Annotated in this window: 12 protein-coding genes; 11 read left to right on the top strand and 1 reads right to left on the bottom strand. The window is 40.9% G+C overall.

Annotation, left to right across the window (positions count from 1 at the left end):
- Nucleotides 1–323: 323 nt before the first annotated feature.
- A complete protein-coding gene (locus tag LF817_RS09210) occupies nt 324–1085 on the bottom strand; it encodes a sugar phosphate isomerase/epimerase family protein (RefSeq protein ID WP_253935502.1) in 762 nt (253 codons plus the stop codon).
- Nucleotides 1086–1609: 524 nt separating this feature from the next.
- On the opposite strand from LF817_RS09210, the gene LF817_RS09205 reads away from it, so the two are divergent.
- From LF817_RS09205 to LF817_RS09155, 11 genes are all read left to right on the top strand, one after another.
- A complete protein-coding gene (locus LF817_RS09205; RefSeq protein ID WP_253935501.1) occupies nt 1610–2911 on the top strand; it encodes an ABC transporter substrate-binding protein in 1302 nt (433 codons plus the stop codon).
- A gap of 201 nt (nt 2912–3112) precedes the next feature.
- Entirely contained in the window at nt 3113–3973 is an 861-nt protein-coding gene (locus tag LF817_RS09200) for a carbohydrate ABC transporter permease (RefSeq protein WP_253935500.1), read from the top strand.
- Nucleotides 3973–4797, top strand: a complete 825-nt coding sequence (locus LF817_RS09195) for a carbohydrate ABC transporter permease (protein WP_253935499.1) — start codon at nt 3973–3975, stop codon at nt 4795–4797. Before LF817_RS09200 ends, LF817_RS09195 begins: the two co-directional genes overlap by 1 nt.
- 21 nt (nt 4798–4818) lie before the next feature.
- A complete protein-coding gene (locus LF817_RS09190; protein ID WP_253935498.1) occupies nt 4819–5874 on the top strand; it encodes a LacI family DNA-binding transcriptional regulator in 1056 nt (351 codons plus the stop codon).
- A gap of 18 nt (nt 5875–5892) precedes the next feature.
- Entirely contained in the window at nt 5893–6612 is a 720-nt protein-coding gene (locus LF817_RS09185; protein ID WP_253935497.1) for a ThuA domain-containing protein, read from the top strand.
- Between the two features lie 21 nt (nt 6613–6633).
- Nucleotides 6634–7665, top strand: coding sequence for a Gfo/Idh/MocA family protein (locus LF817_RS09180; RefSeq protein WP_253935496.1), 1032 nt, complete (start codon nt 6634–6636; stop codon nt 7663–7665).
- A 4-nt stretch (nt 7666–7669) separates the two neighbouring features.
- The gene (locus LF817_RS09175; RefSeq protein WP_253935495.1) at nt 7670–8710 is read left to right on the top strand and encodes a Gfo/Idh/MocA family protein; all 1041 of its coding nucleotides are present in this window, start codon (nt 7670–7672) and stop codon (nt 8708–8710) included.
- A gap of 21 nt (nt 8711–8731) precedes the next feature.
- Nucleotides 8732–9700: a sugar phosphate isomerase/epimerase family protein gene (locus tag LF817_RS09170; protein WP_253935494.1), complete on the top strand. Its 969-nt coding sequence runs from the start codon at nt 8732–8734 to the stop codon at nt 9698–9700.
- Nucleotides 9701–9725: 25 nt separating this feature from the next.
- Nucleotides 9726–10412, top strand: coding sequence for a YesL family protein (locus LF817_RS09165; protein ID WP_253935493.1), 687 nt, complete (start codon nt 9726–9728; stop codon nt 10410–10412).
- Between the two features lie 90 nt (nt 10413–10502).
- On the top strand, nt 10503–11270 hold the full coding sequence (locus tag LF817_RS09160; RefSeq protein ID WP_253935492.1) for a putative hydro-lyase: 768 nt from the start codon (nt 10503–10505) through the stop codon (nt 11268–11270).
- 224 nt (nt 11271–11494) lie between these two features.
- Nucleotides 11495–12421 carry an LCP family glycopolymer transferase gene (locus LF817_RS09155; protein ID WP_253935491.1) on the top strand — a complete coding sequence of 309 codons (927 nt, stop codon included), beginning with the start codon at nt 11495–11497 and terminating at the stop codon, nt 12419–12421.
- The last annotated feature ends 179 nt before the right edge of the window (nt 12422–12600 follow it).

Here is a 12600-nt window from a genome sequence, read left to right as displayed (position 1 = left end):
ACAGGTGAGACCCCGGAGAGCGAAGCTCGAGGAGGCTCAGCGCCCGCCCCCCGGAAAGCGATCCGTTTCCCGGAGCTCCTAGATTCTCATTATGTCTCGAAACTGAGTTTTCCACTAAAGGGAGCTTTAGTGGAATAAGGCAATGGAACAATAAAAAAACGCTCGATTTTTAAATCCAGGCGTTTTTTTATTGTTGCTTATACTATTATTTATGGTGCTATACAAACTTTGTTTCAGTGTAATAATTAAGCACTTTTTATATTTTCTTCAAAGTACAGGAACTTTCTACTTGTATGGAAGATTCTTTATAGTAGTTACATGCATTATTCAGATAGATGGGGGAGTTTCTTTTTCAAATAGTTCATACTGATTTCCAAGCTTTCCAATGGAGAACGTCGACTCTCGTCCTGTTCGACGATCCACCATTGCACACCTGCTTCTTCACCTTTTGCCAATACGGCATCCACATCGACTCCACCAGTACCCAATTCAGCAAAAAACTTTTCTTCATCGTTTGTCATATCTTTAAGATGGACAAGAGGGGTGCGCCCTTTATAACGGTCGATCCAATTAATTGGGCTTTCGCCTGCCTTCTCGAGCCAGTAGATATCCAACTCCGTTTTCAGGGTGTTTTTTTCGGTATCATCAAATATTGTTTCAAGAGCCGTTCTTCCATCAGAAAGTTTTTCTAATTCAAAGTCGTGGTTATGATAACACAAGGTTATTCCTTCCAAGTTGCACATCTCCCCGGCTCGTTTTAACAAGGAGATAAGCTCCTTATAATCCTCTTCACTCTCAGGTTCAAAATAGGGACATACAATAAACTTGCTTCCCAGCGTCTTTTGCACCTCTATGACTTGGGTGAGGTTATTTTTGATCTGTTCAAGCGGAACGTGACTAGAGGCAGCTTTTAAGTTCAGTTCATCAATCAAATCCTTCATCTCTTTAGCTGTGTAATCGCCAAGCCCGGCAAATTCAACACCTTCAAACCCGAGATCAGCTATTTTTCTTAATGTTCCTTCGAAATCTTTTTCGGTTTCATCTCGTAAAGTATACAATTGCACGGCTACTGGTATTGTTTTCATAGAAACCCTCTTTTCTGAAATATAAGATCATGTGTATTCTTTTTGATCATACAAAACATACTAGAAAAATCCAAATTTTCTGCCGAAATTCATAGTATCCAATAGTTCAATGAAAAAATTAAGAGTAATTAAAAAAAGCGAAATTGTGAAAACGTTTGCCTTGAAACCCTTGTTGCGCTTGAGAAGACCTGCTTTTTCCTTATTATTACAAGTGAAATCTACTAATATTAATAATAAAATGATGTTGTTTTTTAAAAAAGCACATGGTATAGTTTGTTTAATGAACTTGTGCAAACGTATTCACTGAACCGCTATCAATACTGACAGTAATGCAGTTGTAGCGCATTCATGCTTCTTGTGCACTTTTGCTACATATCTTGATGCAAACGAGTGCGCATGAAATTTAATTTTCCAAAGTGAATGCTGATCAATCTAGTAAACTAGCAGGCGGTAAGACATATTTTTTTAGTGGATAGTGGAAGCGCATTCATTACAAACGAATTATTGATAGGGGAGTGTATTACATGCAGAAGAAAAAGTTTTATACAGGAGTTGCTTCAGCACTATTAGCTTCAACTGTTTTAGCAGGCTGTTCCTTTTCATCAGGTTCAGATGATTCAGAATCAGGTGGGTCAGAGGATCAAGTGACAGTAGATATCTTTCAATTTAAAGTAGAGTTCAAGGATCAATTTGAGGAACTGACGGACATGTATGAAGAAGAAAATCCAGATGTAAATATCAATGTTAAAACCGTTGGTGGAGGTAATGACTACGGACAGGCGCTGAAAACATCATTTTCATCGGGAGAAGAACCTGACATCTTCAACGTCGGGGGACCAGCTGATGTAGATGAGTACGAAGAATATTTGACTGACCTTTCTGACACAGAAGCTGCAGGTGCAGCACTGGAAGGAACGCTTTCAGCAGTTGAACGCGATGGAGAAATTTTAGGACTTCCTTTTAACCAGGAAGGCTACGGGCTTCTATACAATAAACAAGTCTTTGAAGATGCAGGGATTGATCCTGAATCTATTACAACTATGGACGACTTAGAAGAAGCTGTTCAAACAATCGATGAACAAAAGGATGATCTTGGAATTGAAGCTCCCTTCGCTTTACCAGCTAAAGAGCAGTGGGTACTTGGAAACCACTTAGCGAATACATTCCTTGCTACAGAATTTGATAACAACCTTACTACGGCTTATGAAGCAGATACTGTTGAATTTGAACAGGGAGATCAAATGAAGCGTTTCTTAGATCTTCAGGCGGATTACTCTGTAGGACCAGTTCTGAGTCTTGATTACTCACAACAAGTGGAAGAGCATTTTTCTCTTGGTAATGTAGCCATGATTCAGCAAGGGAACTGGGTATACAATACTATTGAATCCATGGACCCTGAATTTGCTGAAAGTAACGTAGGTCTTCTGCCGATTCCGGTTGAAGGACAAGAAGGAAAGCTTCCGGTTGGAGTTTCAAACAACTGGGCTGTAAACAATGAGTCAGAAGAAGAAGTGATTCAGGCTAGTAAAGACTTCTTGGACTGGATGTATACTTCTGATGAAGGTAAGAAATTTGTAACGGAAGAATTTAAGTTTATACCAGCTTATGAAGGTTATGAAGATCAAAACATAGCTGACCCTATTTCTCAAGAAGTATATGAATATGCATCCGCAGAAGAAACACTTGGATGGGTATTCATGGGAGCTCCGACTTCCTGGACTGAGGATTCCCTTGGATCGGCCATGCAGGAATACCTTGGCGGCGATATTGAGTGGGAAGAAGTAGAAGAAAAAGCAATCTCCGGTTGGGAAAGCTCAAGGCAGTAATGATTTTATGGTCGCCAGGGGTATGGAGTCATACCCCTGGTGTGACCATTATGAATATCTTTTCTATTAGGGTGTTTAGACATATAGACAGCCTAATAGATGAGATGTTCAACTTCACCATATTTCTGAAATCGTTCTCATAAAATAACTCGCCAAAACTTTTTCATAAAGTTCGCGTGATCCGCATTGGAGGAAAACAATATGAAAAATAAAAGCCTTGCTTTTTGGCTCTTCCTTACTCCAGTAATACTGGGTCTTGGAATAGTCGTCGTTATCCCTTTCATTTATGGTTTTATCTATTCATTTACTGATTGGAATGGTATCCGAGCAACCGCATTTATTGGCTTGGAAAACTACATAAGTTTGTTTCAGGAAGATGAGTTCATGAATTCGATTTGGTTTACTACTAAATTTGCTTTCGTTGCTGTTATTTTATTGAACATCTTCGGGTTAGGATTAGCTTTGATTGTAACAAGAAATCTTAAAAGCAGCAGTCTTCTTAGAACTGTCTTCTTCATGCCCAACTTAATTGGTGGCTTAATCTTAGGTTTCATTTGGCAGTTCATATTCATCAGCGTGTTTGGAGATATCGGTAATTTAACAGGAATCGAAGGGTTTAATGGCTGGTTATCTACAGCTAACACAGGTTTCTGGGGAATCGTCATACTTACTTGCTGGCAGATGGCTGGTTACATCATGATCATCTACATTGCTTATTTAGAAAATATTCCTAAGGATCTGATCGAAGCTGCAAAAATTGATGGAGCTAGCGCATTTCAACGTTTTAAAAATATTACGTTCCCTCTTGTTGCACCAGCTTTTACGATTAGTATGTTTTTAACGCTTTCCATGGCTTTCAAGATTTATGACCAGAACTTGTCTCTTACAAATGGCGGACCAGCGAACCAGACTCAAATGGTTGCAATGGAAATCGTAAACACAGCGTTTTCTGATAACGATATGGCTTACGCTCAGGCAAAAGCTGTTATCTTCTTCTTAATTGTATCTGTTGTGGCACTGACACAAGTGTATTACAACAAGAAGCGGGAGGTTGAGATGTAATGAAAAAGAACAATGAAAAGAGAAATTTAATCTCAATCGAAGTCCTGGGGCTCATTCTTGGCCTATTGTGGATCTCTCCATTTTATTTAATGCTTGTGAATGCTTTCAAAACAAAACGTGATATTTTCACCGGGGTTCTTGGTCTTCCTGAAGAATGGATTACTGAGAACTTCGTGGAAGCTTTCATCGATCTAGAGTTTTTGAAATCCTTATTCAACTCCACGTTGATTACTGGATTAAGTGTCGCGATCATCATCCTTTTCTCTTCGATGGCTGGATATGCTCTGGCACGTAATAAAAGTAAGCTGAGCGGGTTTATGTTCTTTACATTTGTTGCCGCTATGCTTATCCCATTCCAGTCGGTAATGATTCCGCTTGTCGCTTTATTCGGACAGGCAGATATGCTGAATGCCGGCGGATTGATCTTTATGTACCTAGGATTCGGGTGCAGCTTATCAATCTTCTTGTATCATGGCGCCATGACTGGCGTTTCTAAATCAATGGATGAGGCTGCAATCATCGATGGTGCCAACCGCTTCCAGTTATTCTGGTTTATTATCTTCCCACTATTAAAGCCGATTTCCGTTACGGTTGGAATCCTGAATGTCATCTGGATTTGGAATGACTACTTATTACCTTCACTTGTTTTAAGTGAATCAAATGCAACGATTCCATTGAAAATGTTCTTCTTCTTTGGGCAATATACTAAACAGTGGCATTTGGCTCTGGCTGGTTTGACCATTGCGATCATCCCAGTAATTATTGGATACTTCTTCGCACAGAAACAAATTATACAAGGTGTATCTGAGGGCGCAGTTAAATAAACTTTCAAGGAGTGGATGATCGTGTCCGTCACTATTAAAGATGTTGCTAAAAAAGCCAATGTGGCGCCATCCACTGTGTCCCGGGTATTATCTGATAGTCCAAGGATAAGTGAAACTACTAAAAAACGAGTAAGGAAAATAATGGAGGAGATGGGCTACCATTTAAATATCAATGGGCGAGTGCTTGTCCGCCAATCGACGCAGACTATCGGAATTGTGATGAAAGACTCTGCCACCCATTCATTTGAGAACCCGTTTTTTTCAGAAATACTTAAGGGGATCAGTGAGGCTTGTCACACGAGGGATTATAATTTGAACCTGACGACAGGTGAATCTGAGGAAACCATATTTCAAGATGTGGTCAAAATGGTCCAGGGGAAACGTGTAGACGGAATTATTGTTCTATACTCTAAAAAAGATGATAAAGTAGTACCTTATTTAATGGAACATAATTTTCCATTTGTCGTCGTAGGGAAACCTCTATTCGGAGCCAATAAATTCATGTATGTTGATAATGATAATGTTGAAGCTGCCCGAGAAGCCGCGAATTATTTAATTGAATTTGGTCACAAAGACTTAGGCTTTATCGGAGGGGATCTTAAGTTTGAAGTTGCTAAGGATCGCCTCCAGGGTTTTAAGCTGGCGGCCGAAGAACACGGCATTGACATTCAACCTGAATCAGTGCAAAGCATTGACTTAAGTGATTCTGTGGAGAATGGAAAAGAAGTGGTAAAAAAAATGATGAATACCCCGAGACGACCTACAGGGCTAGTGATCACAGACGATTATAATGGATTGACAGTAATGGCAGCACTTCAAGAAATACAAATTAAGGTGCCGGAAGATGTAAGCATTATCGGATTTAATAACACGATGATTGCAAAATTAGCTAATCCACCATTAACTACTGTGGACACAAATCCTTATCAACTTGGGTACGAAGCTTCAGATGGTTTAATTAATATTTTGCATACACCGGAAATGGTCAAGAGAGGTGTAATCATCCCGACGAGCATAGTCGAAAGGGATTCTTGCAAACCCTACAACCCCGGTATAAAAGAATTGGATGCTAATTAAATGGAGGAGTGATTATTGATGAATATAACAGTATGGAATGAATTCAGACACGAAAAAGAAAATAAGGTAGTTTCCGATATTTACCCAGAAGGAATTCATAGTGCGATTGCGGGCTTTCTTGAAGGTGATGAACACGTTGTACGTACGGCAACTCTAGATGAAGAAGAGCATGGTCTTACGGATGAGGTTCTTGAAGATACGGATGTGTTAGTCTGGTGGGGCCACAAAGCTCACGAAGAGGTCACAGAGGAAGTGGCTGAAAAAGTAAAACAGCGTGTACTTGATGGGATGGGGCTTGTTGTCCTTCACTCTGCCCATTTTTCTAAAGTTTTCAAAAAATTGATGGGTACGACTTGTGATTTGAAGTGGCGCGAAGCCGATGACAAAGAGCGTATTTGGGTAGTAGATCCTACACATCCGATTACAGAAGGTCTAGGGGAATACATTGATATTGAAAAAGAAGAAATGTATGGCGAGCATTTTGATATTCCTGCACCGGACGAGCTGGTATTTGTAAGTTGGTTTGAAGGTGGCGAGGTTTTCCGAAGTGGAGCTACATTCAAACGAGGACGCGGAAAGATTTTCTATTTCCGTCCAGGACATGAAACGTACCCAACCTATTATCATGAAGATGTACAAAAAGTGATCCGTAATGGAGTTAAATGGGTGAATAACGGCGGTACACCTAAGAATGTATACGGGAATGCACAACCGCTAGAACACATTTCTGAAAAATAATTTCTGAAGGAGGAACAGGTAATGTCTAACTTAAGAGTTGCCATCATTGGCTGCGGGAGTATAGCGCAAAATCGTCACTTATTGGAGTATGAAGAAAACAAACACGTGGATATCGTTGCGGTGTGTGACATCGTTGAAGAGAGAGCAATGGTAACGGCTGAAGCTTTTGGAGCCAAATCCTATACAGATTATGAAGAGCTTTTCAGTAAGGAAGAAGTAGATGCTGTAAGTGTGTGTCTACCAAATTACTTGCATGCTCCTGTATCCATCGCTGCTTTAGAAGCAGGGGCTCATGTACTGTGTGAGAAACCCATGGCTACGTCACGCGAGGAAGCTGATCAAATGATTGAAACAGCAGAACGAAATGGTAAAAAATTAATGATCGCTCATAATCAGCGTTTTGTAGCTTCTCACGAAAAAGCTCGTAAATTGATCGCTGCCGGTGAGTTAGGGAAAATATACAGCTTCCGTACCACTTTTGGGCATGGAGGTCCAGAAGGCTGGAGCGCTGATGGTGAGAATAGCTGGTTTTTCAAGAAAGATCAAGCTTTCATAGGTGCAATGGGGGATCTTGGTGTACATAAAGCGGATCTTCTCCGACATGTACTTGGAGAAGAGTTTGCAGATGTAGCAGGATTTATTGAAAATAATGCTAAATCTGAAATTACTGTAGATGATAATGCAGTTTGTATCTTGCGTTCAGAAAGTGGAATCGTAGGAACCCTTACCGCAAGCTGGGCGTATAACGCTGGTGAAGACAATTCCACAGTGATCTATGGGGAAAAGGGCATGCTTCGTCTTGAGGATGATCCGTCCTACTCTTTAATCGCCCAGTACACGTCAGGAGAAACAGTTAAATACGAATTAGGGCAAATTCAATCGAATGATGAAGGCGGCCAGACCAACACGGGAGTTATCGATCATTTTGTAGAAGCAATCGTGGAGGATAAAAAGCCTTTGATTGACGGAGAAGAAGGGAAGCGTTCTCTCGAAGTGATTTTAGCAGCTCTAGAATCTGGCGAGACCCGTAAAATTACACAGTTAGCGAAGTGATTAGATGTCAAAGTTTAAAATGGGAATCATCGGAGTTGGAGGAATTGCACAGGAACGTCACATTCCGGCATTTGCAGGGATGGTTGACCAGGTTGAGCTGACAGCCGTACAGGACGTGAACATGGATCGTGCTCACCTTGTAGCCGAAAACTTCGATATTCCAAAAGTGTTTGAAGATTATAATCAACTATTCTCAGAAGTCGATGCAGTAACCATTTGCACGCCCAATAAGTTTCATTCAGAAATAGCTATTGCCGCACTGGAAGCGGGTGTGCACGTTCTTTGTGAAAAACCGATGGCTATTACCACAGAAGAAGGAGAAGCGATGATAGCAGCAGCTGAACATAATGACCGCTTGTTATCCATCGCTTATCATTACCGATATACCCCTGAAGCTGAACTTGCGAAGGAAGCGATTGCTCAGGGCGAGATCGGAGACCCGCTGGTCAGCCGTATTCAAGCGATGCGCAGGCGAAAAGTGCCAGGCTGGGGTGTCTTTACAAACAAAGATTTGCAAGGAGGCGGAAGTCTAATCGATTTCGGCTGCCATTTGCTTGATTTAGCTTTATGGCTTCTCGATGATCCTGAACCGGTAGAAGTAATCGGTAAGACGTATGATCGGCTGAGCAAAACTCCTGGTCAGGTAAACGATTGGGGGGCATTTGATCATGAAACCTTCAATGTCGATGACCATGTTACCAGTTATATAACGTTCAAGAATGGGTTGTCTATGCAGTTTGAGTGTTCTTGGGCCGCTAACGTTAAAGAAGACCAGACCACTCTTAGCATTTCAGGGGTGGATGGTGGAATGGACGTCTACCCATTCCAGCTTTATCAGACGAAGTATGGAGCGGTTTGGAACAGTCAGCCTAACATTCCTGAGGACAAACTTGGAGCAGGATTTAACCAAGCGAAAAATTTTGTCGACGCCTGCTTAGGTAATGCAGATCTTATCGTCAAGCCGGAACAGGCGTTAAAGGTCACAAAGCTGATGGAAGCCATATATAAAAGCAGTGAAACAGGTACAAGTATTAAATTATCATAAACAAGAACGGAGGAATTACTTATGAAATTAGGCGTATTTACGGTATTGTTTTCCGATCTTTCATTCGAAGAAATGCTCGATAAAGCAAAGGAATCGGGATTGAAAGCTGTGGAGATTGGAACAGGAGGCTACCCAGGGACGGCACACTGTAACGTGGATGAACTTTTAGAAAGTGAAGAGAAGCGAAAAGAGTACTTGGATAAGGTTCATCAAAGAGGGCTGACGATCAGTGCATTCAGCTGCCACGGCAACCCGATCTCTCCTGATGAAAAATTCGCAGAGGAGTCCCACGAAGCGTTCGTCAAGTCGGTCAAATTAGCCAATCTGCTTGATGTGCCTGTCGTTAATACGTTCTCAGGGACACCCGGAGGTTCAAAAACGGATACGTCGCCTAATTGGCCTGTCACACCATGGCCAGCTGAATACTCCGATGTACTTGAATGGCAATGGAATGAGAAGCTGATTCCTTATTGGAAAGAACAAGGAGAGTTTGCAGCAGAGCACGGTGTAAAAATTGGATTGGAACTTCATGCTGGATTCCTTGTGCATACACCACATACTATGCTTAAGCTTCGCGAAGCTACAAATGAAGCTGTTGGAGCAAATCTTGATCCGAGTCACTTATGGTGGCAGGGCATCGACCCGGTAGCAGCTATTAAGATCCTCGGAAAAGCAGATGCTCTCCATCACTTCCATGCTAAAGACACGTACATCGATCAGGAAAACGTCAACATGTACGGATTGACCGACATGCAGCCTTATTCGGAAGTGAAAACAAGAGCGTGGAGTTTCCGTTCTGTTGGGTATGGACATGGGATCCAGGAATGGTCTAATATTGTAAGTGCCCTTCGAACTTATGGATATGATTATGTCATCAGCATTGAGCACGAAGACCCGATTATGTCGATTAGCGAGGGTTTTAACCAAGCCGTTAAGAACTTGAAAGCAGTTAACATCGAAGAACCGCCTGCAGATATGTGGTGGGCCTAACAGTTGAGAAGAAGGAGTGATCTCTATGGCGAATAGATCAGGCTTTATGGGTGGATTTTATGTAGTTAGTGAGTGGATTACGAGGTTCACCCTCGGGAACTTGCAATGGGCCTTGTTCAATTTGCCGGTAGGTCTCCTTCTTCTTAGTTTATTATACATAGAAAGCAACGAAATGATCGCTTATTTATTAGTTCCATTAGCATGTATCGCTCCCTTTGTGTTTTTTCCAGCTACAACCGCGTTATTCGCTAAGGCACGGGAGTGGGTGAGAAAAGAAGAAGAGGGGTTAATCGAATATTCATATTTGAAACATTATAAAGATAATTACGTCAAGAGTATGTTCGGGGGAATAATATTTGTAGTCCTCTGGGGCGTTCTTGCTGCAGATGTTTATTATTTCTCAAGCCGTAACACTTTTTTGATGAATGCATTTCTAGTGATGGGAATTTTGCTGTTCGTATTTACTATTAATTTCTTTAATGTCCTTGTACATTATGACATAAAGCTGCGTGCCTCATTCAAGCAAGCTTTCTTGATGACTATAGGCAGTCCTCTGCTGTTCTTGACTATAGTTATCAGCTCTGGAATTGTTCTGTATATCAGTCTTTATATATTTCCACTGTTAATACCATTGTTCACAGGCTCTCTTGTAGCCTTTTTAGCCTTCTCAGCATTTTATCGATTGCATTTGAAAGTAGCTTCGAAAACATAAGGAAAAAACACGACTTAACGACAAGTCGTGTTTTTTTACTTATTCTAATTCTGTTATTTGGTATATTAAAGGGAGAGGAGGATATGAGCTATGAAACCATATGATCAGCGTCAGATATTTAGAAAACAAGAAGATAACGGGACTACTTCAGGAATGTGTGACAATTATTTGCAGGCGAATATGATCACTTTGCCGAAAGAATTTGCGTTTGATTTTCTATTATTTTGCCTGAGGAATCCAAAGCCTTGTCCGGTAGTAGATGTACTAGAGGCCGGAGTTACAAAGCCAAAAGTCGCGGATGCGGATATTCGTACGGACCTTCCCAAATATCGAATTTATCGAAGTGGTGAGTTTACGGAAGAGGTGAATGACATCCAAGATTATTGGCGTGACGATTTTGTAACTTTTTTGATTGGATGCAGTTTTACGTTTGAAAAAGCATTGCTTGAAGATGGAATAGAGCTTCTTCACCAACAGCAAAAACGTGTCGTCCCTATGTATAAAACGAATATTCCATGCGAGAAAGCAGGAAATTTCGAAGGTAATATGGTGGTCAGTATGAGGGCTCTGAAACAAGGTGAAATTGAACGTGCTTCTCAAATAACGGAACACTTTCAAACTTCCCATGGAGGCCCTGTGCATATAGGGAATCCTGAAGAGATTGGAATCAATGATATACACAGCCCAGATTATGGAGACAGCATTTCATTTAATGACGAAGAACGAGTGCCTGTATTTTGGGCCTGTGGTGTGACGCCCCAAAATGTATGCCTGAATGCAAAACCCGAAATTATGATATCCCACGCGCCTGGTCATATGCTCATCACAGACCAGTTAGAAGAAAGAAAAGGGGGATGAACAAAAAGAAGGAAATGAAGGGAAATCTTCCTTTATTTCCTTCTTTTTTAATGTCTATGTTAAGACCTCATAGAGGAAACTGACCTTTCTATGCCAGCGGGTGATACCCGTGGGGGATTTTTAATGACATTACAAGTCAATCTATGACAAAATATTTAAAATATCTTACAAAACAAGTCTTAACTATTCTATAATGAACATACAGAGAATGAAGGGGTGTACGAATGGAAAGAAGAGTGCAAAAACATAAGAAGAGCAAAAAATGGCTTTGGATTACGCTCACAGTTATTTTGCTCCTTGGAGTAGGGATTACGGTCTACTTATTTTCAATTTATAATAATGTGAAATCAACTGTAGATAATGACATCCATGAGACGGTGACTGGGATAGACCATAAAGCTACTAAGAAAAAAGTGGAATCAAAAGAATCAATCAATGTCCTATTACTAGGGGTAGATGAGCGGGAAAATGATAGAGGACGATCTGATACAATGATTGTTATGACGCTCGATCCTGAAAATGAACGATCACAAATGGTGAGTATACCGCGTGATACTAGAACTAAAATTGTAGGTGAGGGTTTTGATGATAAAATCAACCATGCTTACGCTTTTGGTGGCAGCAACATGGCAGTTGATACAGTAGAAAATTTTCTGGATATCGATCTGGATTATTACGTGCGCATGAATATGGAAGGGTTAGGACAATTAGTTGATGCTGTTGGTGGGATAACAGTCGATAATGATTTCGCCTTCGACTACTCTGGAGAATCGTTTTCTGAAGGGGAAATTGACTTAGACGGTGAAGAAGCTCTGGCATGGGTTCGCATGAGGTATGATGATCCTCAGGGAGATGCAGGAAGAAATGAAAGACAACGCCAGGTGATTCAGGGGGTTCTGGATCGGGGGGCAAACATAAATGCTGTGAATAAGATCGGTGATATTATGGATGTTCTTGGAGGCAATGTCGCTACAAATATGCAGTTTGAAGATATGCGTGATCTTGCTACTGATTATCGCGGTGCCCGTAAAGATATATCCACCTACCAAATCACAGGAAGCGGCACGAGAATTGATGATATTTATTACTTGCAAGTGCCAGAGTCTGAAGTACAAAAGGCTAATGAAATGATCCAGGACTATAATTCATAAAAGCAAATATTGAATCTCTATGAAAAGCCATCTAATTTTAAAAATTGGATGGCTTTTTGTTGTTTTTTCAAATATTGGGGTATAGATTACTATCATTACCTGTAATTCAATATAGTTATTTCCGGGGAAATATTTTGTCTCTTCGTGAAGCCTCCAGTTAAAGACCATGTCACAGATTG

Origin of the sequence: Halobacillus sp. A1, assembly GCF_024189295.1 — a bacterium.
Lineage (GTDB): Bacteria > Bacillota > Bacilli > Bacillales > Halobacillaceae > Halobacillus_A.
Note: the sequence above shows the minus strand (reverse complement) of the source record. Positions and strands in the feature narration are given on the sequence as shown.